Source organism: Pseudarthrobacter sp. J47, from assembly GCF_049810315.1.
GTDB lineage: Bacteria > Actinomycetota > Actinomycetes > Actinomycetales > Micrococcaceae > Arthrobacter.
The window spans coordinates 1,554,548-1,579,963 of the sequence record NZ_CP187358.1; the positions used below are offsets into that span (position 1 = coordinate 1,554,548).

The 25,416-nt window shown below is 64.9% G+C and carries 24 protein-coding genes; 21 read left to right on the top strand and 3 right to left on the bottom strand.

Annotated elements, in window-relative coordinates:
* Window positions 1-18: 18 nt before the first annotated feature.
* Complete coding sequence (locus tag ACPJW8_RS06945) at window positions 19-1,167, bottom strand: lytic transglycosylase (protein ID WP_330188671.1); 1,149 nt, start codon at window positions 1,165-1,167, stop codon at window positions 19-21.
* A 263-nt stretch (window positions 1,168-1,430) separates the two neighbouring features.
* On the opposite strand from ACPJW8_RS06945, the gene ACPJW8_RS06950 reads away from it, so the two are divergent.
* A complete protein-coding gene (locus ACPJW8_RS06950) occupies window positions 1,431-1,784 on the top strand; it encodes an Rv2175c family DNA-binding protein (RefSeq protein WP_330188670.1) in 354 nt (117 codons plus the stop codon).
* A gap of 74 nt (window positions 1,785-1,858) precedes the next feature.
* Here ACPJW8_RS06950 and ACPJW8_RS06955 read toward each other — a convergent pair whose 3' ends face one another.
* The gene (locus ACPJW8_RS06955) at window positions 1,859-2,953 is read right to left on the bottom strand and encodes a polyprenyl synthetase family protein (protein ID WP_330188669.1); all 1,095 of its coding nucleotides are present in this window, start codon (window positions 2,951-2,953) and stop codon (window positions 1,859-1,861) included.
* Entirely contained in the window at window positions 2,950-3,486 is a 537-nt protein-coding gene (locus ACPJW8_RS06960) for a hypothetical protein (RefSeq protein ID WP_330188668.1), read from the bottom strand. The genes ACPJW8_RS06955 and ACPJW8_RS06960 overlap by 4 nt, the downstream gene beginning before the upstream one ends.
* A gap of 131 nt (window positions 3,487-3,617) precedes the next feature.
* On the opposite strand from ACPJW8_RS06960, the gene dinB reads away from it, so the two are divergent.
* The 20 genes from dinB (at window position 3,618) to ACPJW8_RS07060 (ending at window position 25,340) form a co-directional block, all read left to right on the top strand.
* A complete protein-coding gene (gene dinB, locus ACPJW8_RS06965) occupies window positions 3,618-4,805 on the top strand; it encodes a DNA polymerase IV (protein WP_425256464.1) in 1,188 nt (395 codons plus the stop codon).
* Between the two features lie 282 nt (window positions 4,806-5,087).
* Window positions 5,088-5,462, top strand: a complete 375-nt coding sequence (locus ACPJW8_RS06970) for a DUF3040 domain-containing protein (protein WP_330188666.1) — start codon at window positions 5,088-5,090, stop codon at window positions 5,460-5,462.
* 316 nt (window positions 5,463-5,778) lie between these two features.
* Window positions 5,779-6,207 carry a division/cell wall cluster transcriptional repressor MraZ gene (gene mraZ / locus ACPJW8_RS06975; RefSeq protein WP_330188665.1) on the top strand — a complete coding sequence of 143 codons (429 nt, stop codon included), beginning with the start codon at window positions 5,779-5,781 and terminating at the stop codon, window positions 6,205-6,207.
* Window positions 6,208-6,391: 184 nt separating this feature from the next.
* Window positions 6,392-7,384: a 16S rRNA (cytosine(1402)-N(4))-methyltransferase RsmH gene (gene rsmH, locus ACPJW8_RS06980; RefSeq protein WP_330188664.1), complete on the top strand. Its 993-nt coding sequence runs from the start codon at window positions 6,392-6,394 to the stop codon at window positions 7,382-7,384.
* Window positions 7,381-8,061: a hypothetical protein gene (locus tag ACPJW8_RS06985; protein ID WP_330188663.1), complete on the top strand. Its 681-nt coding sequence runs from the start codon at window positions 7,381-7,383 to the stop codon at window positions 8,059-8,061. Before rsmH ends, ACPJW8_RS06985 begins: the two co-directional genes overlap by 4 nt.
* 47 nt (window positions 8,062-8,108) lie before the next feature.
* Window positions 8,109-9,944, top strand: coding sequence for a peptidoglycan D,D-transpeptidase FtsI family protein (locus ACPJW8_RS06990; protein WP_425256429.1), 1,836 nt, complete (start codon window positions 8,109-8,111; stop codon window positions 9,942-9,944).
* A gap of 152 nt (window positions 9,945-10,096) precedes the next feature.
* Window positions 10,097-11,764, top strand: a complete 1,668-nt coding sequence (locus tag ACPJW8_RS06995) for a UDP-N-acetylmuramoyl-L-alanyl-D-glutamate--2,6-diaminopimelate ligase (protein ID WP_330188707.1) — start codon at window positions 10,097-10,099, stop codon at window positions 11,762-11,764.
* 6 nt (window positions 11,765-11,770) lie between these two features.
* On the top strand, window positions 11,771-13,270 hold the full coding sequence (locus ACPJW8_RS07000) for a UDP-N-acetylmuramoyl-tripeptide--D-alanyl-D-alanine ligase (RefSeq protein WP_330188662.1): 1,500 nt from the start codon (window positions 11,771-11,773) through the stop codon (window positions 13,268-13,270).
* Window positions 13,267-14,376, top strand: a complete 1,110-nt coding sequence (gene mraY / locus ACPJW8_RS07005; protein ID WP_330188661.1) for a phospho-N-acetylmuramoyl-pentapeptide-transferase — start codon at window positions 13,267-13,269, stop codon at window positions 14,374-14,376. Before ACPJW8_RS07000 ends, mraY begins: the two co-directional genes overlap by 4 nt.
* A complete protein-coding gene (murD, locus tag ACPJW8_RS07010; RefSeq protein WP_330188660.1) occupies window positions 14,358-15,941 on the top strand; it encodes a UDP-N-acetylmuramoyl-L-alanine--D-glutamate ligase in 1,584 nt (527 codons plus the stop codon). The genes mraY and murD overlap by 19 nt, the downstream gene beginning before the upstream one ends.
* A 2-nt stretch (window positions 15,942-15,943) precedes the next feature.
* On the top strand, window positions 15,944-17,224 hold the full coding sequence (ftsW, locus tag ACPJW8_RS07015; RefSeq protein ID WP_330188659.1) for a putative lipid II flippase FtsW: 1,281 nt from the start codon (window positions 15,944-15,946) through the stop codon (window positions 17,222-17,224).
* Window positions 17,225-17,230: 6 nt separating this feature from the next.
* Window positions 17,231-18,331, top strand: coding sequence for an undecaprenyldiphospho-muramoylpentapeptide beta-N-acetylglucosaminyltransferase (murG, locus tag ACPJW8_RS07020; RefSeq protein ID WP_330188658.1), 1,101 nt, complete (start codon window positions 17,231-17,233; stop codon window positions 18,329-18,331).
* The gene (murC, locus tag ACPJW8_RS07025) at window positions 18,328-19,698 is read left to right on the top strand and encodes a UDP-N-acetylmuramate--L-alanine ligase (RefSeq protein WP_330188657.1); all 1,371 of its coding nucleotides are present in this window, start codon (window positions 18,328-18,330) and stop codon (window positions 19,696-19,698) included. The genes murG and murC overlap by 4 nt, the downstream gene beginning before the upstream one ends.
* Window positions 19,691-20,614: a cell division protein FtsQ/DivIB gene (locus ACPJW8_RS07030; protein ID WP_425256430.1), complete on the top strand. Its 924-nt coding sequence runs from the start codon at window positions 19,691-19,693 to the stop codon at window positions 20,612-20,614. Before murC ends, ACPJW8_RS07030 begins: the two co-directional genes overlap by 8 nt.
* A 189-nt stretch (window positions 20,615-20,803) precedes the next feature.
* Window positions 20,804-22,027 (top strand): cell division protein FtsZ, encoded by a 1,224-nt coding sequence (ftsZ, locus tag ACPJW8_RS07035; RefSeq protein WP_330188656.1) that lies wholly within the window; start codon window positions 20,804-20,806, stop codon window positions 22,025-22,027.
* A 7-nt stretch (window positions 22,028-22,034) separates the two neighbouring features.
* Entirely contained in the window at window positions 22,035-22,730 is a 696-nt protein-coding gene (locus ACPJW8_RS07040) for a polyphenol oxidase family protein (RefSeq protein ID WP_330188655.1), read from the top strand.
* Window positions 22,723-23,493 carry a YggS family pyridoxal phosphate-dependent enzyme gene (locus tag ACPJW8_RS07045; protein WP_330188654.1) on the top strand — a complete coding sequence of 257 codons (771 nt, stop codon included), beginning with the start codon at window positions 22,723-22,725 and terminating at the stop codon, window positions 23,491-23,493. The genes ACPJW8_RS07040 and ACPJW8_RS07045 overlap by 8 nt, the downstream gene beginning before the upstream one ends.
* Window positions 23,494-23,577: 84 nt before the next feature.
* Complete coding sequence (locus tag ACPJW8_RS07050) at window positions 23,578-24,108, top strand: cell division protein SepF (RefSeq protein ID WP_330188653.1); 531 nt, start codon at window positions 23,578-23,580, stop codon at window positions 24,106-24,108.
* Window positions 24,109-24,238: 130 nt separating this feature from the next.
* Window positions 24,239-24,526, top strand: coding sequence for a YggT family protein (locus ACPJW8_RS07055; protein WP_330188652.1), 288 nt, complete (start codon window positions 24,239-24,241; stop codon window positions 24,524-24,526).
* 121 nt (window positions 24,527-24,647) lie between these two features.
* The gene (locus tag ACPJW8_RS07060) at window positions 24,648-25,340 is read left to right on the top strand and encodes a DivIVA domain-containing protein (RefSeq protein WP_330188651.1); all 693 of its coding nucleotides are present in this window, start codon (window positions 24,648-24,650) and stop codon (window positions 25,338-25,340) included.
* Window positions 25,341-25,416: the final 76 nt, after the last annotated feature.

A 25,416-nucleotide genomic window follows, 5' to 3' on the forward strand; every position in this document is an offset into this window, starting at 1 on the left:
GGCGGCTGTCCGGACCGGTTACTGGAAGTTCTTCTGGTGCGCCAGGATGGCGGCCACGTAATCCTTGGTGTCGTCGTACATTCCGTTCTTGCTGACGGAATATTGGCCCTGGTAGTAGCCGGCAATCGCGTTTTCGATGCCGTCGCTGGTGGCCAGGAGCCTGCTAATGATCGCCACGCCGGCAGTGGCGTTGTCGTGCGGGTCCAGCAGGTTCAGGCGGCGGCCCACCATGTCCGAGGCCCACTCGCCGGAGCTGGGGATCACCTGCATGGTGCCAATGGCGTTTGCGGGGGAAACCGCGCGCTGGTTGAAGCCGGATTCCTGGTAGGCGAAGGCCATGGCCAGGGTGGGGTCAACTCCCATGGACCGTGCGGTGTCAACAACAATGGCCCGCATCTCGTCACGCGAGGGGACGGGCGAGTTGTTCAGGATTGCCTTGTTCTCGTTTGCTGAGCTCACTACGGCAGCGGGGTATTCGAAACCGAGGAAGGTGCTCGGAACCAGGGGCGTCACGCTTGACGCTGCCTGGAGCGGTGCAACAGTGGGCGTGCCGCCCGGAGCGGAAACCTTGATCTGCTGGCCCGGCTGGATGAACTTCGTGGGCGAGAGCTGGTTCCATTCCAGGAGTTCGGACAATGAAACTCCATGGCTCGCGGCGATCCCCGTCAAAGTGTCTCCGGCCTTTACTGCGTAGCTGGCTGCCTCGGCAGGGGCCGGGGCGGGTGCAGGGGATGCCGTGGGGGCCGCCGCTGCCGGCTGGCCAGTGAGCTTGATCTTCTGGCCGGGGTAGATCACGGAGTTGGCAGAGAGGTTGTTGGCTGCGAGCACCTCGGATGTCTTCAGCCCGAACTTGGCCGCTATGGCCGTCACAGTGTCACCCTGGACCACCGTGTAGTCCAAGGGAGTTGACGGTGAGGCAGGGCGGAACGCCGTGGGCAGCGTGGCGGGGACCGCAGCTGCGGGGATGACCGCCGGTGTCGCGGCGGCAGCCTGGGCCTGGATGGCTGCGGCCAGGGAGGCCGGAACGGGACGCGCCGGCTTCTGGGCCTGCGCAGGCTGGGCTACAGCCAGGGACGTGAGTATGACAGCAGGCATCGCCGCGGTAGCGGCCGCCATCCGGGGAAGACGTGATCGAATCGGCTGTTGGGGCAGGCGGGTCGGTGTCATGGAAGGAGTGTCCTCTTCTCGGCCGGGCTGCTGGCGCGGGTCGGTGTGGGGCGGGTGCTTCTGAAGGTACTGCTGTTACTAATGTTACTAATGTTGTAAAAGTGGCTCCTGTGAATGTCTCACGAAATTTCGGCTAGCACAAGAATGGCCGCGCTGCATGAAATGCCTGTTCAGGCGGTGTGTCGGCACTTTGGCCGCGTCTCGGGCTCCCCACCAGGATCCCGGACTAGGCTCCCGGGCGCGCCGCATGGCAACCTTGTGTGGTGAGTAATGTTGAAAGCCTTGTGGGCGAGTGGCTGCCCCTGCCCGATGTCGCGGAACTTCTGAACGTCTCCATCACCAGGGTGCACAGCCTGCTGGATGAACGCTCCCTTGCTGCCCTTCGCGTGGGCGAGCGGAACATCCGGAAAATACCGGCAGCGTTCATTCAGGACGGCGAAGTTGTTGACAGTCTGAAGGGCACCATTGTTGTGCTGTCGGACGCCGGGTACTCGGACGAAGACCTGATTGTGTGGCTGTTCACGCCTGATGAATCCCTGCGCGGCCGCCCCATCGACGCCCTGCGTGAGGGCCGCAAGACCGAAATCCGGCGCCGGGCCCAGACCCTGGCCTGGTAGGCAGTATCGGCACCTAGGCAGCACTGGCGCGCGTTGGCTTCCCTGCCGGGGGAGCCAGCGCGCGGCTGTTTCGCCTAGGAAGCGCGGCTGACTGAGGCTTCGGCCAGCTTTCGCAGCGCGGTCCTGGAGAATTCGTCCACCGGCATATCCGCAAGGGCTGTCAGGGCTGCATCCGCATACTGGGTGATCAGGAGCTCGGTGGCCTGCAGGGCGCCGCAGTCCACAATGATCCGGCGGATCTCGGCCACATCTGAGTCATCAAGTTCGGGGCTGCCCAGTTTCCGGTCGATGAAGGCCGATTCCGATTCGCTGGCCTGCTCCAGGGCCAGCGCCACCAGGACTGTCCGCTTACCTTCCCTGAGGTCATCTCCCGCCGGCTTGCCTGTGGTGACGGGATCGCCGAACACGCCAAGGACGTCATCACGCAACTGGAAGGCTTCGCCAAGCGGCAGGGCGAAGGACGAGTAGCCGCGCAGCAGGCCGTCATAGGCTCCTGCCAGCGCGCCGCCCAACGCCAGCGGGTGCTCAGTGGAGTACTTGGCCGACTTGAAGCGGATGATCGACTGCGCGCGGCTCACAGCCTGTGACCTGTCCCGGACGGGTCCCGCTACTTCCTCCAGGATGTCCAGGTACTGGCCCGCCATGACCTCCGCGCGCATCAGGTTGAAGATGAGCCGGGCGCGTGTGCCGGAGGCGGCCCGGATCCCGATATCGGTGAAGGCCTCTTCGCTGAAGGACAGGCAGAGGTCACCGGCAAGGATTCCGGCGGCCTGGCCAAAACGTTCGCCGTCCAGTGCCCAGCCCTGTTCCTGGTGCAGGTGGCCGAAGCGCCGGTGGACGCTGGGGCCTCCGCGCCGGGTATCCGAGCGGTCAATGATGTCGTCATGGATCAGGGCGGCCGCCTGGAAAAGCTCCAGGGCCGCACCCGCAGTGACTATCTCCTCAGCGCCTGCTTCGCCGCCTGCTCCCCGCCAGCCCCAGTAGCACATGAGGGCACGGAGCCGTTTGCCGCCGGTGACCAGGTTGGCAATGGAATCCATGATGGGGTCTATGTCCGGGGAAATCGCGGACATGATCTCCTGGCGGCCCGCCAGGAACTCACGCAGCTTGGCGGCCACTGCTGCCACATAATCGGCCTGCTCAACGAGGAGCTGTTCTGCCGCCGTCACTTGATGGACTCAGGTGCCACGTTGGCGCCGAGGGTGAAGGTGGAGGCGCCGGCAACTTCGACCACCGAAAGGTTGATGGTCTCGTTCGTTCCCCGGACGAAGTCCTTCGAGGCGATGGATCCAGCGGAATCACCAGGAACAGCTTTGAAGCCCTGTGCCTCGATGGCGCCAGTGTAAAACTCGACGACGGCTGCCGGCGGCCCCGCGATCGTCGCCACGAGCGCGGCGTTGGCCGGGGTTGACGACTTATCGAAGCTGCTGGAGACCACCGTGGCGCCGGGCATCAGCGGCAGCAAAGCGCTGGGGAAGCCTTCGACGACGGCGCCAACAGTGGCCGATGCTGTGGGCTTTCCAGTGGGTTCCGCTGATGCCGAAGCTGTTGCGCTGGACGTGGCGGACGTTGTGGCCGCGGCTGCGGGGGAGGATGATTGAGCCGGGCCTGAGGGGCCCGGAGAGCAGGCCGCCAGCGCAAGGATGGCCCCCGTGGCGAGCAGCGCCAGGCCATGCGGCGCCTTCATACCAATAGTCGTCACAGGGCAGTTCCTCCTGGAGTTGAAAACGGGATACTGCCTCCAGTTTAGTCAGTCCCCCAACATAGGATTGCAGGGTGCAGGTGGACAGGGAACGCAGCGGGCGGCGGCAGAGTGCAATCCTGCACGTGGATATGGACGCCTTCTTCGTCTCCGTGGAACTTCGCAGCCGCCCGGAACTGCGCGGCAGGCCCGTCATTGTGGGCTTCCCGGGCGAACGTTCAGTGGTGTTGTCCGCCTCCTATGAGGCGCGGGCATATGGTGTGAAATCGGCCATGCCCATGGCCGTTGCCGTCCGGATGTGCCCGCAGGCGCTGATCATCGAACCACGGCATGGCCTCTACTACGAGGTGTCCTCCCAGCTGATGTCCCTCTTCGGAACCATCACTGACCTCGTTGAACCATTGAGCGTGGATGAAGCGTTCCTGGATGTCTCCGGCGCGGTCCGCCGCCTTGGTCCGCCTGCAGAGATCGGCGCGCTGATCAGGAGGCGCGTCTCCAGTGAACTCGGCATCACCGCTTCGGTGGGGATCGCCGTCAACAAGTTTGTTGCCAAGATTGCCTCCACCCGATGCAAGCCGAACGGCCTGATGGTCATCGAACCCGAACAAACCGTGTCCTACCTGCACACCCTGCCCGTCGGGGCATTGTGGGGCGTGGGGGAGAAGACAGCCCAGGTGCTGGCACGCATGGGGATCAGGACGGTCGCAGACGTCGCTGCCACACCGGCGTCGTCCCTCAAAAGAAGCCTTGGTGCTGCCGGCGAGCATATCCACCGGCTGGCCTGGGGAATCGACTCGCGGCCGGTTACCCCGGTACGGGAGGAGAAGAGTATTGGTGCCGAGGAAACGTTCAGCACCGACACCGTGGATGATGCCCTGCTGCACCGCGAGTTGCTTCGGCTCGCGCACCGCACGGCCTCGCGACTGCGCAGCTCGGGCATGGTGGCCAGGGCCGTGTCCCTGAAGCTCCGGTACTCCGATTTCTCCACGGTCACGCGCACCCGGACGGTATCCACGCCCATCGACAGCGCACAGCTGGTCTATGAAGTGGCCCTGCAGCTCCTGGCCGGCCTTGGTGCACGCCCCATGTCAGTGCGCCTGGTGGGGGTAAGGGTTGAGCAACTGGAATCCAAGTCCCAGGCTGCACTCCAGCTCAGCCTGGACCGCCGGGATGACAACTGGCGGGCCGCGGAGGAAGCACTGGATGAGGTCACCCGGAGGTTCGGCAGCCGGTCCGTCCTGCCCGCAAGACTCCTCGACGCACGGTCCACGCCTCGCCGAGAATCAGGGCCCGCTGAGGGTGGTCAGGCGGGGACCTGACCGACTTAGGGAAAGTCCCATGGAGCCAGTACCTCCGGTGTCTTTTAGTTCCGGCCGGGACAAACTATCCTTGGGTGTATATAGATTTTTCGAACGTTTGGACATGCTCAGGGCTTCGTGCCCCAGCTTCGGCGATGGGCACTGCGGCTTCGATGTCCGGGCGTCTTTGGTTCCACCCGCCAGTGGCGGCGGGAACGGAACCAAGTCAGGTGGCCGGGCGTTGAGGAAGTGGAAGTACTTGCTGGGCCTGTCCGGACGCAGGCCTACATTAAGGAGGTCGTGATGCCGCTCTCGGAGCACGAACAGAAGCTGTTGGAACAGCTCGAGAAGCAACTGCATGAGGACGATCCCAAGTTCGCCAGTTCCATGGGGTCCGATCCTGCACGTACCTGGTCCACGCGCCACATCATCATGGGTGTGTTCTGCGCACTGGCCGGGATTCTCCTGCTGCTGGTGGGCGTGACCCTGCAGAACATTTTTGTGGGCGTGCTCGGCTTTGTGGTGATGGGTGCCGGTGTCTACTTCGCCACCCTCCGCAGTTCGGCAGGCGCAGCAGGCAAGGGCGCCACACGTCCGGGCAAGGCCGGCAAGCAAAAAGGCACGTTCATGAGCAGCCTGGAAGAACGCTGGGACGAACGGCGCCGCGGCGAGTCCTGACGGGCCGCTCCACTTTCCTCCCTGCTCCACTTTCCTCCCCGCCAGGCCCCACGCCCTGGGATGAACCCCGATTGACCCGCCCCGGCGGGTCTTTCGTTGTTTAACCGGATCTTCGGCTCCACGAATCACTGAACATCCTCCACTTCACACCACCGGCACCTTTCCCAGTGCTGGCGCGGAATCTTCGACGTCGAATGGCCCGTTGGTGCCCCGTGTCGCGTTGACTGTGGAGCAAAGTGGAGTAATGTGGAGGACATAAGAGGGTAGTGGCAGTGCAGGGGAGTGCGGGACCTGACATCAGACGGGCGGTGGGCCAGTGTTTTTGGGCACTCATTCGCCGCGGCTTGATGAAAAGGGCCGGATCATCCTGCCGGCAAAATTCCGTGAGGAACTTGCCGCCGGACTGGTCCTGACCAGGGGCCAGGAACGCTGCATCTACGTCTTCAGCGAGAAGGAATTCGCGCGGGTACACGAACAAATGCGGGAGGCGCCCATTTCCTCCCGTCAGGCACGTGACTATATCCGCGTCTTTCTCTCTGGAGCCTCTGACGAGGTGCCAGACAAGCAGGGCCGGATCACCATTCCGCCGGCGCTGAGGGAGTACGCAGGATTGGGGCGCGAGCTGGCTGTCATTGGGGCTGGAACGCGTGCTGAGATCTGGGACGCCCAGGCCTGGAGCCAGTATCTGGCGGAGCAGGAAACAGCCTTCTCCGAAACCGACGACGCCATTCCGGGAATCCTGTGATTCCCGGAGGAAGCCCGCCGGCAGGTTCTTGAATGGGATCTCCAGCCGCCCATCCGCACGTCAACCTGGCTCACTTCCCCGGAGCCAGGCGGACGCACCGGATAGGCGCGGATGGGGATCCGGTTTAAGAACCAGCTCAGTGTCCAGCTTTTTCACATCACCGGGTCGACAGGAGGACGAAGGCATGAATGACCAGCCCAAGCCAACGTCCGAACGCCATGTGCCGGTCCTGCGGGACCGGTGCATCAATTTACTGGCTCCTGGATTCGAGGCTGCACGCCAACGCGGCGAGACCCCTGTTGCCATCGATGCCACCCTGGGAATGGGCGGCCACTCCGAAGCCATGCTCCAGCGTTTTCCGGACCTCCACCTCATCGGCATCGACCGCGACGAGGAAGCCCTTGCCCTTGCCGGTGCCAGGCTTGCCCCTTTCCAGGACCGCACGGACCTGGTCCACGCTGTCTACGACGAAATCGAAGACGTGCTGGAGGACCTCGGCGTCCCCGAAGTCCACGGCATCCTGATGGATCTGGGTGTCTCCTCCCTGCAGCTTGACGAGCGCGAACGCGGCTTCGCGTACTCCTTTGATGCCCCCCTCGATATGAGGATGGACACCAGCCGCGGCCAGACCGCTGCGGATGTCGTCAACAACTACAGCGAAGAGGACCTCGTGCGGATCATCCGTACCTGGGGCGAAGAAAAATTCGCCGGCCGGATTGCCAACCGGATCGTGGCGGCACGGGCCGCCTCACCGTTCGCCACTACCGGCCAGCTGGTTGACGTCATCCGCGCCGTTGTGCCGGCAGGCGCCGCAAAATCCGGGGGACACCCGGCCAAGCGGACATTCCAGGCGCTGCGCATCGAAGTCAACGAGGAACTGGATGTCCTGCAGCGCGCGGTCCCGGCCGCGGTGGCCGCAACCGCCCTCGGTGGCCGGGTTGTAGTGATGTCCTACCACTCGCTCGAAGACAAGATCGTTAAATCGGTTTTCCAGGCCGGCTCCAAATCCTCCGCTCCCTTGGGCTTTCCGGTGGAGCTGGAGGAACACAAACCGCAGCTGAAGACCCTCACCAAGGGCACCGAGGTGCCCACCGCCGCCGAAATCGAAGAAAACCCCCGCGCAGCGTCAGCCAGGTTGCGCGCAGTGGAACGGATTAAGTCCAGGAGGACCGCATGAGCTCAGCAGCAGCACGCCAGGTACCCCTGTCTGCAGGCGGCAGGACCCGCAGCCTGGACGTGGGCGGCCGCCGGGAACGCACGCCCCTCTCCGTAGTCCGGTCGGTACCCCGGAAACGGCGTACCCCGTTTGTGGTGATGTGCTTCGCCCTCCTGGCCCTGGCGCTGGTTACCGTCCTGGTCCTGAACATCCAGGTGTCCTCGGCGCAGTACAGCCTGGTACAGCTCAAGAGCACCCAGTCCACGCTGACCAAGGAGAACCAGGATCTGACACAGCAGGTCCAAAACTTCGAAGCTCCACAGAATCTGGCCGCCAAGGCCACACAATTGGGTATGGTCGCTTCCACTGCCAAGGGTCAGATTGACGTTTCCACGCTGACGGTCACCGGCAAGGCAACTCCTGCCGCCGCCGGAGCTTCGGCAGGAGCAGTCATCCCGGCTCCGGCGGTAGCGGGCCAGCTCAACGTTGTGCCGCCTGCCACGGCCGGTGAACCGCTGGCAAGCCGGGCCCCCGCAGCGGAGGCCGCGGCCGGCGCATCGGCGGCAGAGGCCGGAGCTTCCCAGGCAGGACAGGCAGGACAGGCAGCAGCCGCACCGGCCCCCGCTCCAGCACCACCCGCCGTCGAACTTAACGGCGGATCCGTACCGGCACCCGAGCAGCGGACCCCGGGACAGTAGTCAAGGCCCGGCAGCACGAAGGCAGTACAAGGCAGCAAGGGATAATCGTGGCGCAAAGTACCGGCAAACCTCGGCCGACAACACGTCGCCAACCCGCAAGGACTCCGCAGCGTGCCGGAACCAGCCCGCCAGGCGCCGGCGGGCGCCTGCGCCTCGGCCTGGGGATCATGCTGGTGCTCCTGCTCGTCGTTGGCGGAAAGCTGTTTATGGTCCAGGGCCTGGACGTGGGTGGTGTTGCAGCCGAAGCCCTGGAGAACCGCTTGCGGCCGGCCGTCCTGCTGGCTGAGCGCGGCAGCATCCTCGATGCCAAGGGGACAGTCCTGGCCAACAGCGTCATCCGCTACGACGTCTCCATCGACCAGGTGGTCAACACCGAAACCGAGGAGTTCCACAGGCTGACGGATGCCGGGGACCTGGTTAAAGTCACCCGCGACCAGGGGCTTAGCGAGCTGGCTGCGTTGCTGGGGACGAAGGTGGAGGACGTTCGCGAGGCCTCGACCGGGGACCGGAAGTACTCGCTCCTGGCGCGGGACGTGGAACCGGATATTGAAGACAGGATCTCCAAGCTCCAGATTCCGGGGCTGGTCACCACGGGAACCAGCAAGCGCGTGTACCCCAACGGCTCGGTGGCCGGCGGGATCGTCGGCTTCCTCGTGGACGGGACCACGGGCCAGGCAGGCATCGAGCAGACGCAGGATGAGTTGTTGCGCGGCACCAACGGCGAGCGGCTCTATGAAATCGGTGCCGACGGCCTGCGGATCCCTGTGGGCATTGACGAATTGACGCCTGCCGTGGACGGCAAGGACGTCAAACTGACCCTCGACGCCGATCTCCAGTATTTTGCCCAGCAGGCGATCCAGACGCAGAAGGAAGCCCTGGGTGCGGAATGGGCCTCACTGGTTGTGTCAGAGATCAAGACCGGCAACGTGATTGCCATGGCGGACACCAACACCCCGGACCCGAACAATCCCGGCGGCGTGGATGCGAAGGACCGCGGCGTCCGGTCGGTGACAGCTGCCTATGAACCCGGTTCGGTGGAGAAAATGATGACCCTGGCCGCCCTGATCGAAGAAGGCAAGGCCACGCCGTTGTCCGAATACGACCTGCCGTCCTGGGAGATGAACTTTAACGGCCAGACCATTGGCGACTCCTTCGAGCATGGCCCGGAGAGGCGTACGCTGGCCGGCATCCTGGGATACTCGATGAACACCGGAACGGTCACGGCCGGCAAGGCACTTACCAAGGAACAGCGCTATAACTGGCTCAAGAAATTCGGCATTGGCGAGGCGCCCGACGTCGGGCTGCCGTCAGAAGCCGCCGGCATCCTCGCGCCTTGGGAGCAGTGGGACGAACGCCAGGAACTGACGGTGATGTTCGGCCAGGGCGTCTCCCAATCAACATTGCAGACGGTGCGCGCCTACCAGTCGATCGGCAACAACGGCGTGATGCTCCAGCCCCGGTTGATCGACAGCTACATTTCTCCGGACGGAACCGAGGAGAAAGTTGAGCCCAAGCCGCCGCAGCAGGTGGTGTCGGCCGGAACGGCCCAGCAGGTCCGGGACATGCTGGAGAGCGCAGTGACCGAAGGCCGGATCAAGGACGCTGCCATCGACGGCTACCGTGTAGGCGCCAAGACGGGAACAGCTGAGTCGCCATGTGACAACGGCGCGGGGTTCTGTGGTTTTACCTCGTCCCTGGTGGGGATGGCTCCCATGGATGACCCACAGTTTATTGTTGAGGTTGTGGTGCAACGGCCACAGCCCAAGCTGACCACCTTCTCCCTGGGGCCCACCTTCAGGTCCGTCATGGGCCAGGTCCTGCGGACCCACAACGTGCAGCCGTCCACGGGAGAACCGGTGCGGCTCCCGCAGTTCGCCGAGTAGCCGGAAAGGGCTGCCTCGCGGCAGTATCTGCCGGTCAACCAGGCCTGCGGACCGTTTTACCCAGCATTGCCTGCTGCGGGGACAACCCCCGCGGCATGGAAGTATTACTAGCGCCAACGGAGATTCCTTTGTCAGAACCAGCAGTGCCCGGCATCAATGAACCGGCCCGTCCCGCAGGAACGCCTGCCGTTCCGGGGGAGTCCCGTTCCGCCTTCCGGCCCGCCGCTGTTCATCCGGTGTCGCTCGCGGACCTGGCCGCGGCCACGGGGGTGGCACTTGGTGTGCCGGCAGGGGAAACTACCGTCACGGGCATCACGTTGAACTCACGGGCTGTGGAGCCTGGCGATCTTTACGTTGCCCTGCAGGGCGCCTCCCGCCACGGAGCCGATTTTGTGGCCCAGGCGGCGGGCCGCGGCGCCCATGCTGTGCTGACCGACGAGGCCGGAGCCCGCATCCTGGCGCTGGACGAAACGATCCAGCTGCCAGTGCTGGTTGCTCCCGATCCCCGCGAGCTGGTAGGCCGGTTGGCTGCCCGGATTTATGGAGGCCCTGCTGACGGCGCGGCCGGTTCGGGGCGCGGCAACAACTCCTCCCTCAAGCTCTTCGCCGTCACGGGAACCAACGGCAAGACCACCACCACCTACTTCGTTAACTCCCTTCTCCGCGCACTGGGGCAGCGTCCCGGGCTGATCGGCACCATTGAGATCCTGGCCGGCGGGGAAGCCATCCCCAGCCTCCTGACGACGCCCGAATCGCCTGATGTGCATGCGCTGCTGGCCCTCATGCGCGAACGTGGACTGGACAGCGCGTCCATGGAGGTTTCCTCCCACGCGCTTGCCTTCCACCGAGTGGACGGCGTGATGTTCGACGTCGCCGGGTTTACCAACCTCACCCAGGACCACCTGGACCTGCATGGCACCCTGGAAGACTATTTCCAGACCAAGGCTGAGCTGTTCACCCCGGCTCGGACACGTGCTGCCGTGGTCACTGTGGATGACGACTGGGGCCGGCAGCTCGCAGCGCAGACGGCAGTTCCCGTCCTGACGCTGGCCACCGGACCCGGAACCGGGCAGGCAGCTGCCGACTGGACAGTCTCGGCACAACGGCCCAAGGGCCTTGGCTCCGAATTCACGCTGACCGGCCGCGACGGCACGGAACTTACCGTCCACTGTGGCCTGCCCGGGGGCTTCAACGTCTCCAACGCCGCGCTGGCCACGGTTATGGTACTGGCCTCCGGCGTGGCTGCTGGGGACGTCCAGCGGGCCCTGGACGTCCACGATCCCTTTATGGTGGCCGTGCCCGGCCGCATGCAGCTGGTGGCCACCCGGCCCGCCGCCGTCGTCGATTTCGCCCATAATCCGGACGCATTGGCCAGGGCCCTGGAAGCCGTGCGGCCGCCAACCCCCGAGGCCAAGCTGATTGTGGTTTTCGGCGCCACCGGCCAGCGAGACCAAGGGAAGCGCCCGGGCATGGGCGCCATCGCCGCCGCCGGCGCCGACGTCGTGATTGTCACGGATGACGATCCCCATGACGAGGACGCAGCCGCCATCCGGGCGGACGTGCTTGCGGGGGCCATCAAGGCCCGGGACGAGGGCAACCTGGACTGCACCATCCTGGACATTTTCCCGCGGGCCGAGGCCATTGAACGTGCCGTTGCCCTGGCCGGCCCCCTGGACACCATCCTGGTGGCAGGGCGGGGCCACGAGGTCTGGCAGGAAGTCAAGGGCGTCAACCTGCCCCTTGACGACAGAGTTGAACTGCGGGCTGCCTTGACAGCCAGGGGATTCAACGTTCTCCAAGACGAGCGGATAGAGTCCTAAACCGAGATGATTGCATTTACCGCGGCGGAAATCGCCGACATCACCCATGGCCGCCTCAACGCAGACCCGGCACTCATTCCCACGTCGGTTGTCACCGATTCGCGGGAGGCCGTCCCGGGTGCCATGTACGTGGCCAAGCCCGGCGAGCACGCGGACGGACACGACTTTATGGAGTCGGCCTTCGAACGCGGAGCAGTGCTGGCCCTTGCGGAACGTCCGGTGCAGGCTTTGGACGGTACTGAATTTCCCGCAGTGATCGTGGAGGATGCAGTCCTGGCCATGGGCGATCTTGCCCGTGAAGCCGTGCGCCGCATTCGGGCGGAACGCTCCGCTGAAGGCCAGGACGTTACTGTCATCGGGATCACCGGGTCCGCCGGGAAGACCACCACCAAGGACCTGCTGGCCGGAATCCTGTCCGCCGAAGGGCCGACTGTCGCGCCGAAGGGCTCCTATAACGGTGAAGTGGGTGTGCCGCTCACTGTTTTCGCAGCAGACACCGACACCCGTTACCTGGTCATCGAAATGGGTGCCACCGGCATCGGGCACATCAAATACCTCGCAGGCATCGTTAGGCCGGACATCGGCGTCGTCCTCGGCGTCGGAACCGCCCACGCCGGCGAGTTCGGCGGCGTCGAGAACATCGCCAAGGCCAAGGGCGAACTGGTGGAGGCCCTCGCCGCGGACGGCGTTGCTGTGTTGAACCTTGACGACCAGCGCGTTGCGGCCATGGCTTCGCGCACCATTGCCCCCATCCTGGGCTTCACATCGGAGCAGGCAACGGCGGAAGCAGCAGTCCGGGCCACCGGCGTAGACACCAACGACGCCGGCAATCCCGTTTTTGACCTCTCCCTGCCTGGAAGTGTGGAACAGGGCGCCGTGGAAGAGGAAGCGGTTGTACAACACAGGGTCAGCAGCCAGCTGATCGGCAGGCACCACGTGGGAAACCTCCTGGCTGCCGCAGCTGCCGCGCACGCCGCCGGCGTACCGGGCGAACGGATCGCCGAAGGCTTGAGCAGGCAGGGCGCCGCCAGCCGCTGGCGGATGGAGCGGACCGAGCGCGCCGATGGTGTGACCATCATCAATGACGCCTACAACGCCAACCCCGAATCCATGCGGGCTGCCCTGCGCACGCTTGCGGACCTGGGACGGGGGCGCCGCACCTGGGCAGTCCTGGGTGCCATGCTCGAACTGGGGGAGGACTCCATCCGTGAGCACACGGCTGTAGGTACCCAGGTGGTCCGCCTGAACATTTCCAGGCTCCTTGTTGTGGGCCGGGAAGCGCGGGCCCTCTACGTCTCCGCCGTCCAGGAAGGCTCCTGGGGCGACGAATGCATCTTTGCCGAAACAGTCGAGGAAGCCTACGCGATCCTCACTGCGGAACTGGCACCCGGGGACCTTGTCCTCTTTAAGTCCTCCAACGGCGTCGGCCTGCGGCATTTGGGCGATCGGATAGCATTACCTCCACATGCCGAAGCTACAGCCCATGAGGGGAGCGCCCTGCTGTGATTGCACTTCTGATTGGCGCCGGGATGGCGTTGTTGCTGGCCCTGGTAGGAACTCCGTTGTTCATCCGGCTCCTGGTCCGCAAGAGCTACGGCCAGTTCATCCGGGACGACGGACCCACCTCGCACCACACCAAACGCGGGACGCCCACCATGGGCGGAACCGTTGTGGTGGGCGCAGTCCTGGTGAGCTACGGGTTGACGCACCTGATCATGTGGCTGATGAATCCGCGGTCAGCGGGTCCGTCGGCCTCGGCACTGATCCTGTTGTTCCTGATGGTCGGCATGGGCCTTGTGGGCTTCCTGGACGACTTCATCAAGATTTCCCGGCAGCGAAGCCTGGGCCTGAACGCCAAGGCAAAACTGATCCTGCAGGCTGCCGTGGGCATTATTTTCGCCGTACTGGCACTGAACTTCCCCGACGGGGACGGCCTGACCCCCGCGTCTACGCAGATATCCCTGGTCCGTGACATTCCATGGCTTGACCTGGCCTTCGGCGGCACGGTGCTGGGCGCCATCCTCTTTGTGGTCTGGTCCAACCTGATCGTTACCGCGGCTACCAACGGCGTCAACCTGACCGATGGCCTGGATGGACTCGCCGCCGGAGCCTCGGTAATGGTCTTCGGGGCCTACACGCTGATCGGAATCTGGCAGAGCAACCAGTCCTGTGGTTCTCCCCGGGAGGCTGGCAGCGGCTGCTACATGGTGCGCGATCCCATGGACCTCGCCCTTTTGGCTGCCATCATCAGCGCTGCCCTGGTGGGGTTCCTGTGGTGGAACACGTCACCGGCCAAGATCTTCATGGGGGACACCGGCTCCCTGGCCATCGGCGGCGCTGTTGCCGGCTTCGCCATCCTCTCCCGCACCGAACTGCTGCTGGGCATCATCGGTGGCCTCTTCGTCCTGATTACCCTCTCCGTGATCATCCAGGTGGGCTACTTCAAGGCCACACGCGGCAAGCGGTTCTTCAAGATGGCACCGCTCCAGCATCACTTCGAGCTCAAGGGATGGGCCGAGGTCACGGTGGTGGTCAGGTTCTGGATACTCTGCGGCCTCTTCGTCGCAATCGGGCTGGGCATCTTCTACGCGGAATGGGTAGTACTCCTGTGAACACCGGCAGACTTGATGGATTGACCAGCTGGGACGCGGACTGGGCCGGACTGCGGGTAGTGGTGACGGGAATCGGCGTTTCCGGTTTCGCGGCCGCCGATACGCTCATTGAGCTGGGCGCCAAAGTAGTGGTGGTTGATGCAGCCACCACGGAACGGGCCCTGGCCCAGGCAGACACCCTCAAGATCGTGGGCGCCACGGATGTCCTCCTGGGCGAGGACGCCGTCACTGCGGTTCCCAAGGTCGACGGCGAATGGCCCGACCTCATCGTGACCTCACCGGGGTGGCGACCGGACCAGGCGCTGCTGGCTTCGGCGGCACGCAAACACATTCCCGTGTGGGGCGACGTCGAACTGGCCTGGCGGCTGCGGGTCCGCGCCGGACGGAAGACCACCGAATGGCTCACGATCACCGGAACCAACGGCAAGACCACCACTGTGGGCCTCACCGAATCGATGTTGCAGGCCGCGGGCCTGAAAGCCATAGCCGTAGGAAACGTGGGCACCCCCATCCTTGACGCCCTGCGGGACCCGGTGGACTATGACGTCTTCGCCGTGGAGTTGTCCAGCTTCCAGCTTCACTGGTCCCATTCCATCTCGCCCGTTGCCAGCGTGTGCCTGAACGTCGCCGAGGACCACGTGGACTGGCACGGCTCCTACGAGTCCTACCTGGCGGACAAGGCCAGGGTTTATGAGAACACGCAAAAGGCCTGCATCTACAACGCGGAGCAGATCGAGACCGAGCGGATGGTGGAAAACGCGGACGTCGTCGAAGGCTGCAGGGCTGTAGGTTTCACCACGGTTACCCCCGCCGTCAGCATGTTGGGCGTGGTGGAGGGGCTGCTGGTGGACAGGGCCTTCATCGAGCAGCGCAAGGACAGCGCCGCTGAGCTCGCCGCAATCTCGGACCTGGGCCGGGTGGCTCCCCGGCACATGGTGGCCAATGCCCTGGCCGCGGCCGCGTTGGTCCGCGCCTACGGAGTGCAGCCCGACGCCGTACGGCAGGGAATCCGCAGTTACCTTCCCGGGGACCACCGTATCCAGCCGGTGGCCAGGGCCAACGACGTCCTGTGGGTCAACGATTCCAAGGCCACCAACCCGCATGCCGCGGCAGCGTCGCTTTCCGCCTTCGGAAGCGTTGTATGGATAGCCGGCGGGCTGTCCAAGGGAGTCAGCTACGACGACCTGGTACGCGACCACGCCGGCCGCCTCAAGGGTGTTGTACTCCTGGGGACGGACCCTGCGCCGTTGCAGGAGGCGCTTCGGAGACACGCGCCCGATGTCCCCGTGATCACCTCCGCCGCGGGCCAGACTGAAACCATGCAGACTGCCGCAGCGGGCGGACACGGAGCAACGGCATCGCCAGGTTCACAGGAATCCGGCGAAGCCGCAATGGCCCGAGCCGTAGCGGCGGCAGCGCAGCTCGCTTCACCCGGGGACACCGTCCTGATGGCACCGGCGGCTGCTTCCATGGATCAATTCTCTTCCTACGCTCACCGCGGTGACGCCTTCATTGAAGCCGTCCGCGAGCTGGTGGAAGGGCAGGCCCAGACCGGCGAGGAGTAACAATGGCCAGCACTGCCACGCAGCGTGCCAGGGCTGTGAAGCCGATGGAGTGGTACCGGAAGTTCTGGGCAGCCCTGGAAGGGACGGGAACGTCCCGGAATGGTTCCACGTACTACCTGATCCTCGGGTCAACGCTTGCGTTGACCGCCATTGGCATCATGATGGTGCTCTCCGCCTCCAGCGTGGAATCCATCGCCGCCGGTGAGTCGCCTTATGGTGACGCCATCAAACAGGGAACGTTCGCCGTCGCCGGGCTGGTGGTGATGTTCGTCCTGTCCCGGATCAACGTGGCGTGGCTCAAGCGGCTTGCGTGGGTGGGCATCATCGTGGCCTGCGCGTTGCTGGTCCTGGTGTTGTTGATCGGCACCAACGTCAACGGCAACCAGAACTGGATCCAGGTAGGCAGCTTCACGTTCCAGCCCTCTGAAGCGGCCAAGCTGGCCCTTGCATTGTGGATGGCAACGGTCCTGGCGCGCAAGGGCAGGCTGGTGGAAAGGGGAATGCACGCCTTCGTCCCGGTCGTTCCCATGGCCGCGATCGTCATCGGACTGGTCCTGGCCGGAAACGACCTCGGTACGGCCATGATCATCGTGATGATCGCCGCCGCGGCCTTGTTCTTTGCGGGCGTGCGGCTGTACTTCTTTGGCATCGCAGCTGTTGTGGCCGTCATCGGCGTAGTCGTCATGGCCATCACCAGCCCCAACCGCGTACGCCGCATCACCGCGTGGTGGACCGGCGAGGACACCACGGACACCAACTACCAGGCGATGCATGGCCTGTACGGCCTGGCCTCCGGTGGCTGGTTCGGCGTGGGCCTGGGCCAGAGCCGGCAAAAGTACAGCTGGATTCCGGAAGCCCACAACGACTTCATCTTTGCCATCATTGGCGAGGAACTGGGCCTGGTGGGTACCGGCGTCGTACTGATTCTCTTCGCCATCCTGGGAGCGGCAATCTACCGGGTTGTCGTAGCCCAGGCAGACCCTTTCCACCGTGTACTGGCCGGCACCATCATGGTCTGGCTCCTGGGCCAGGCCACAGTGAACATGGCGGTGGTTACGGGCCTGGTGCCGGTGATCGGCGTACCGTTGCCCTTTATCTCTTACGGCGGTTCGGCACTGCTGATGTCCTTGTGTGCCATCGGGGTCGTCCTTTCGCTGGCAAGGGAGCAGATGGATCCTGCCTTGCGCGAGAAGCGGCTTATTCCTTTCGGCCGCACAGGCAAGGCGCAGCCCGGAACAGCCAAGCGCCCGGTAAAGCAATCCACTCCACGAAAGCGCAAATAAACTTCCATGACTTCATCACCTCTGTCCGTGGTCCTCGCAGGAGGCGGCACGGCAGGCCACATCAGCCCCCTCCTGGCCATAGCTGCCGCCCTCAAGTCAGCCCGGCCCGATGCCCTCCTGACGGCAGTTGGCACGGCGGCCGGAATGGAAACCCGGCTGGTTCCCGCCGCCGGCCTGCCGCTGGAGACGATCGACCGTGTGCCGTTTCCGCGGCGTCCATCCGCAGACCTGCTTCGTCTGCCGGGCAGGCTGGCCGGTGCCGTCAAGCAGGCAGGGCACATCCTGGACAAGGCGGACGCCGATGTCCTGGTAGGCGTTGGCGGATATGTATGCACGCCCATGTACCTGGCGGCACGCAAGCGCAACATCCCCATCGTCATCCACGAAGCCAATGCCCGCCCCGGACTCGCGAACAGGGTGGGAGCGCTGTTCACTTCCCGCGTGGCGGTGGCCTTCGAAGGCACCGCACTGCGCGGTGCGCGGCACGTGGGCATGCCCATGCGGCAAGGCGTCTCCGGCCTGGACAGGGCAGCACAGCGCGCCGGCGCCCGGCAGCAGCTGGGACTGGACCCGGACCTTCCCACACTGATCGTGACCGGCGGTTCATCGGGGGCCCAGTCCATCAACAGGACCATCGAGGCCTCCCTGCCCGCCCTGGCCGCCGCCGGAGTCCAGACCCTGCACATCACCGGCCGCGGCAAGTCCCTGCTGGCCGCAGACGGCTCGCTGCTGGCTGCTCCGAACTACCACCAGACCGAGTACGTGGACGGCATGGAACTGGTCTACGCGGCCGCAGACCTCCTGCTGGCACGGGCAGGTGCGGCCACCGTCAGCGAGGTTGCCGCCGTCGGGTTGCCGTCAGTCCTGGTTCCGCTGCCCATCGGAAACGGTGAGCAGGCCCTGAACGCGGCAGGGCTGGTTCGCGCAGGCGGAGCAGTGCTCGTCGCCGACAGTGACTTTACGCCGGCATGGGTCCAGGCCTCCCTGCTGCCCCTGCTCAGCGATCCGGCACGGCTGCAGGCAATGGGCAGCGCCGCGTATACGTTGGGAATTCGAAACGCCGATCAGCGCATGGCTGATCTTGTCCTGGAAGCGGTATCAGCATGACGTCCACAGAGACCCCCGGCCCGCTTGGCCGCGTCCACTTCATTGGCATCGGCGGCGTGGGAATGTCAGCCGTGGCCCGGATTATGGTGGCCAGGGGAGTGCCCGTCAGCGGATCGGACGCCAAGGACCTGCCGGTTATGGCGGACCTGGCAGCCGCTGGAGCACGGATCGCCGTAGGGTACGACGCCGGCAACCTTGGCGACGCCACCACGGTAGTGGCCGGCTCGGCCATCCGGCAGGACAATCCCGAACTCGCCGCAGCCCGTGAAGCCGGGCTGCCTGTCCTGCACCGTTCCGAGGCGTTGGCTGCCATTATGGCCACAGACACCGTTGTGGCCGTCGCAGGAACCCACGGCAAGTCCACCACCACCTCCATGATTACCGTGTTGCTTCGGGGTGCCGGGCTGGACCCGTCCTTCGCGATCGGCGCCAATGTGCCGGCGCTGGGGGTCAATGCCGCCGATGGCGCAACCGACATTTTCGTTGCCGAGGCTGACGAGTCCGATGGATCCTTCCTGAACTACAGCCCGCAGCTGGCCGTGGTTACCAACGTGGAGCCGGACCACCTGGACCACTACGGCACCGCTGAAGCCGTTTATGCCTCGTTCGACAAGTTCAGCGAACTCCTGCCGGCGGACGGTGCCCTCATTGTGTGCGCTGATGACGCCGGTGCGGAGGCCCTGGCTGGCCGCACTGCCGCCAGGGGCAACACCCGCGTTATCCGGTACGGGACGGGCGCCGATGTTGACGTAAGGATTGACGACGGCGGCCCCGGGGATCTGTGGGTCAGTGCAGGGGGGACGCGGCACCAGCTCAACCTCCAGGTTCCCGGCCGCCATAACGCGCTCAACGCCGCCGCCGCCGTTGCTGTTGCACTGGAACTCGGGGTGCCGCTTGCGGCGGCGGCAGATGCCCTGGGCCGGTTCTCAGGCGCGTCCCGCCGCTTCGAGTTCAAGGGCGTTGCCCGGGGAGTCCGGGTCTATGACGACTACGCCCACCATCCCACCGAGGTGCGCGCCGCCATTTCAGCGGCCCGCAGCGTGGCGGGGCAGAACAAGGTCCACGTCCTGTTCCAGCCCCACCTGTTTACACGGACGCGCGAGTTTTCCCGTGAGTTCGCGGAGGCCCTCAAACTGGCAGATTCGGCGTGGGTGCTGGATATCTACCCGGCGCGCGAGGATCCCATTGCCGGGGTCAGCAGTGAACTGATCACGCAGCACCTGGGTACCGGCGGCCGGCTCGTGGGGGCAGGCGAAGCTGTGGCTGCTGTGGCGGGTGCCGCCGTCGACGGTGACATTGTGCTGACCGTTGGGGCCGGGGATGTCACGGCCTATGGGCCAAAGATCGTGGCGGCCCTGGATGGCTAGCAGCAGGAAGCCTCCGGTGCCGCGGGACAAGTCTGCCGGTGCCAAGCCTGCCGGTGCCAGGGCTGCAGCTGCCAAGGCGGCCGGAACCGGCGTGATTTCGGCGTCCAAGAGCGTCCCTGGTGTGCCGGATTCCGCAGCCACGGGCGGGATGAGTCCAGCTCCCAAGCCCAAGGAGCCAGGGGTGCCGGCCGGCGCCAGCATCCTCGCTTTTCCCGAACCCAGGGGCAAGAAGCGGCGCCGGAACGTCCTCCTTGCCGTAGGCATCGTGGCCGCTGTGACGGCCTGCATCCTTGTGGCGGCAATCTTCTCGCCGGTCCTGGCCATCCGGACCGTGACAGTCTCCGGGACGAAGCTCTTGACGGCGGACCAGGTCCAGGCGTCCCTGCAGCCTCTCCAGGGGGTCCCCTTGCCGCAGGTGGCAGAGGGGGAAGTGCGGGAACTCCTGGCTCCGCTGGTCCAGGTCAAGGACGTGAAGGTGGAGGCCCGGCCTCCGTCGGAACTGGTGGTCAAGATCCAGGAGCGGGTGCCGGTGGCGCAGGTCAAACAGGGGGAGCAGTACCTCCTGGTCGACGTCGAGGGTGTCCAGCTGGCCACCTCCGCTGATCCTGCCTCTACTGCACTGCCCGTGATTGACGGCGGTGCCGGTGCCATTGGCCAGGAGCTCTTCCAGGCAACTGCTGCCGTCCTTGGCGCCTTGCCGCCGGACATCCTGGCCAGGATGTCCAACGCCTCAGCGCAGTCGGTGGATGCCGTGGAGTTGAAGCTGGTGGACGGCCAGACGGTGGTGTGGGGCAATGCTGAGGAGCGTGAGCTCAAGGCCAAGGTCCTCCAGGCGCTGCTGCAGGTTCCGGCCGATCCCAAGAACCCGGTCAGGATCTATGACGTGAGCGCGCCGCGCAACCCCGTGACGCGCTGATTCCCTGAAATTACCGTGGATTAGTACGACACGCGGGGGCGGTTATTGAATGTGGGAAGCATAGGAAATAGCGTCGCAGACAAGAGTTACTTGACATAACTGTAACCTTCAGGTCGAGGGTTAAGGTTGCTGGCTTCAAGCCCGACTCCAGCAGATTTCGCAACAGGACACGAACAAGGGACACGTAACGTGGCAGCACCGCAGAATTACTTGGCCGTCATCAAGGTCGTCGGCATCGGCGGCGGTGGCGTGAACGCAGTCAACCGCATGATCGAGGTCGGCCTCCGCGGAGTCGAGTTCATCGCCATCAATACAGACGCACAGGCCCTCCTGATGAGTGATGCCGACGTCAAGCTCGACGTCGGCCGTGAACTCACCCGTGGCCTGGGCGCAGGAGCCAACCCGGAGGTGGGCAAGCAGGCCGCCGAGGACCACGCCGACGAGATTGAGGAAGTCCTTCGCGGGGCGGACATGGTCTTCGTGACAGCGGGCGAGGGCGGCGGCACCGGAACCGGTGGCGCACCAGTTGTGGCCCGGATTGCCCGGTCACTGGGCGCGCTGACCATTGGCGTTGTCACCCGTCCGTTCACCTTCGAAGGCCGTCGCCGTGCCGGTTCCGCTGAGGCCGGCATCGATGCCCTCCGCGATGAAGTGGACACCCTGATCGTCATCCCCAACGATCGCCTGCTCTCCATCAGCGATCGCAACGTCTCGGTCCTTGACGCCTTCCGCTCCGCGGACCAGGTCCTGCTTTCAGGTGTCCAGGGCATCACAGACCTCATCACCACGCCCGGCCTGATCAACCTCGACTTCGCGGACGTGAAGTCCGTGATGCAGGGTGCCGGTTCAGCGCTGATGGGTATCGGTTCGGCGCGTGGTGAGGACCGCGCCGTCAAGGCAGCCGAACTCGCGATCGCCTCGCCGTTGCTGGAAGCATCGATCGACGGCGCCCACGGCGTGCTGCTCTCCATCCAGGGTGGCTCGGACCTCGGTCTCTTCGAGATCAATGAGGCCGCCCGCCTGGTCCAGGAAGTCGCCCACCCGGAGGCAAACATCATCTTCGGTGCCGTCATTGACGACGCCCTGGGCGATGAAGCGCGCGTGACGGTCATCGCCGCAGGCTTTGACGATGTCAAGGCCACGTCGCCGTCCATGGACCAGTCCCAGCCGGCTGCAGCTCCGCAGCGGCCGGCTGCGCCTGCTGCCGCTCCTGCCCAGCCCCCGGCGCGGCCCGCCCAGGTCCAGCCCGTGCACGCAGGCATCGGTGCGGCAGGTCTCAGCAACTGGGGCCAGCAGCGTCCCGCAGCTGTTCCCGCTGACTCCGGGTTCGACGTCGACCTTCCGGCAGTTGTTGAGCCGGATCTGTCCGGCAGCAACTCGGACGACCTGGATGTTCCTGACTTCCTGAAGTAGGCAACACTTGTTCGTTTGGCGTGGCGAGGCCCTGCCCGGTGTCTCTGTGGCGTTCACCAACAGTGTGGCGGGTAACCTCGCGCTGCACGTTGGTGACAATCCCCGGGACGTCGGGCAGCGCCGTGTTGCCCTTGAATCCGCTGTGGGCATCGCGCCCCGGCGTTTCCAGTTCATGAACCAGGTGCACGGCACTGACGTTGCCGTGCTGGATTCTCCGCCGGTACAGGCACCCACGGCCGATGCCCTGGTGAGCACTGTCCTTCCGCTGGCCGTGATGGTGGCTGACTGCATCCCTGTCATCCTGGTGGGCGAGGTGCAGGGCGGGCCTGCCGTACTGGCAGCGGCCCATGCCGGCCGCCCCGGGCTTGCGGCAGGTGTCATCCCCAAGACCGTCTCCAGCATGCGGCAGGCGGGAGCGAGGAACATCAGCGCCTGGCTGGGCCCGTCCATTTGCGGGCGGTGCTATGAGGTTCCTGCGGCCATGCAGGCGGAAGTGGCCCACACCGTACCCGGAACGGCTTCGGAAACCAGCTGGGGTACACCCGCCCTGGACCTGCCGGAGGGCGCGCGGCGTCAGCTCCTGGCCCACAACGTGGACGTCAGGTATTCGGGCCCGTGCACGCTGGAAACACCCGGGCTTTTTTCCTACCGGCGGGACAAGCAAACCGGCCGGTTCGCTGGGCTGGTGTGGGCCCATGGCTGAACAGCAAACTGATGCTGCGCGGCGTGACCAACTTGAGCGGAACCTGTCCGCAGTCCAGCACCGGATTGCGGCGGCGGCCGCCCTTCGCGACGCACCGCCGCCAACGCTGATAGTGGTCACCAAGTTCCACCCCGCCTCGGACGTACGGATTCTTTCCACCCTGGGAATCTCCGACTTCGGTGAAAACCGTGACCAGGAAGCGGCCGCCAAGGCAGCCGACGTCGCAGGTTTTGCTGAGACGGCTGCGGCACCGCCGCGCTGGCACTTCATAGGCCAGTTGCAGAGCAACAAGGCAAAGTCCGTTGTGAAATACGCGCATTCCGTACACTCCGTGGATCGGCTCCAGCTTGCCGACGCCCTGGACAAAGCCATGGCTGCCGAATCCGGGCGTACCGGCCGGGCGCCACTGGAATGCTTTATCCAGGTGAACCTGGACGAGCGCGCCACCGCGTCTTCGGGCCAGTCCGGAGCGGGACAGCGCGGCGGGGCGTCGCCGGCCGACGTCCCGGAACTGGCAGACCGGATTGCATCATCTGGCTTGCTTCGGCTGGCGGGACTGATGGCAGTCGCACCCCTGGGTGTTCCTGCGGAGGGGGCCTTCGAAAAATTGGCAGGAATTTCAGCCCGCCTGCAGGCTGACCACCCGGGCGCGTCAGGCGTTTCGGCAGGCATGAGCCAGGACCTTGAAGCAGCCATCCGCTTCGGGGCGACACACCTGCGGATAGGTTCCGATATTCTCGGCTCGCGTCCGGCAGTGGGGTAGCGTCGTGGTATTGGAAGTGAATGGCCGGGCTCCGGTTGCCTACACATGGGCAGGCCCGCCTTCGGACACGATTAGGAGTCGACCATGGCCGGCGCTCTGCGCAAGACAATGATCTATCTTGGGCTCGCCGATGGCGATGAGCATTACGAGTCTGAGACCCACACCCACCAGAAGGACGGGGACGAGCCGATGGAGCATGACCGCGAGGAGCGCCGTGCGCCGGCGCCTGTCCGCGAGGTCGTCCGCGAATCGTCCCACGCCGCCGAAGAGGAATACCGCGCACCTGTGACTCCCATCAAACGTGCGGCCTCCAGCCGCGAAGACACCGGCGGACTGCGCCAGATCACTACGATCCACCCGCGTTCCTACAATGACGCCAAGCTGATCGGCGAGAGCTTCCGCGACGGCATTCCGGTCATCATGAACGTGACGGACATGGGGGAGTCGGATGCCAAGCGCCTCGTGGACTTCTCCGCCGGCCTGGTCTTCGGGCTCAGGGGCAGCATCGAAAGGGTCACCAATAAGGTGTTCCTGCTCTCGCCGTCGTACATTGAAGTTATCGGCGATGACAAAAAGGTCAGCGAGACACAGGCCAGCTTCTTTAACCAGAGCTGAACCTGACAGATTTACCACCGCGGATGCCAGGCAGGACTCCTGTCTGGCATCTGTGCTGGAATAGGTACACCGGCATCACCACCAGGGCAGCACGTCTGCCCGCGACCAACACGGAGTTATGGGTTAAGTCATGGGTTTAGTCTTCGGGCTTGTCTACATCGCTTTGTTGTTGTTTTTTGTGGCGCTGATCATCCGCCTGGTCTTTGACTGGGTGCAGATGTTCGCCCGCGAATGGCGGCCGCGGGGCGTGTCGCTTGTCACTGCACACACGGTGTACTCCATTACGGATCCGCCGCTCAAGGTGCTTCGGCGGGTTATGCCGCCCCTGCGCCTGGGCGGAATCAGCCTGGATCTGGGCTTCCTGGTGCTGTTCATCGCGGTAAGCATCGCAATGGGAATCACCCGGGGCCTGGCGTAAATTCCGGAGAAACCCGGGTTTGACACCACGGTGTTGAATTAGAGTAAGCACACGATATTTAGGTACCGTAGTTTTGGACGGCCGGAAGGCCTACTGACTAACTAGACCAAGAGGTGACCAGATGGCTTTGACGCCAGAAGACGTTGTCAACAAGCGCTTTCAGCCGACCAAGTTCCGCGAAGGCTACGATCAGGACGAGGTTGACGACTTCCTGGACGAAATCGTCGTCGAACTGCGCCGCCTGAACCAGGAGAACGACGAACTTCGCAAGAAGCTCGCGGAGGCCGGGTCCGGCACCAGCGCCAACAAGGCAGCAGCCGCGCCTGTCGTCGAGAGCGTTCCCGCTCCGGCCAAGGCAGCAGAGAAGGAACAGCCGGCCGCCAAGCCTGAGCCGGCTGCCAAGGCTGAGGTTGAAAAGAAGGAAGCCGAGCCCGCCGCCCCGGCCGCCGCTGTGGCTGCACCGGCTCCGGCCGCTGCTGCCGGGTCCGTTTCCGCAGAGTCCGCTGCAGGCCTGCTTGCCATGGCACAGCAGATGCACGACCGCCACGTCGCTGACGGCCAGGAGCAGAAGGACAAGATCATCGCCGAGGCGCAGATCGAAGCCAGCAGCCTCGTCAACGATGCACAGGAGAAGTCTCGCAAGATCCTTGGCGCCCTGGAACAGCAGCGTTCGGTCCTTGAGCGCAAGGTGGAGCAGCTCCGCGGCTTCGAGCGCGATTACCGCTCCCGCCTGAAGGCCTACATCGAAGGCCAGCTGCGCGACCTTGACGCCCGTGGTTCGGTCGCTGCCCCTGAGGCCAGCGAAGCCAACTGATCCACCAGCACGTATTCTGAAGGCCGGCGGCTGAGGATTCCTCGGCCGCCGGCCTTCAGTTTTACCCTGCAGCCCC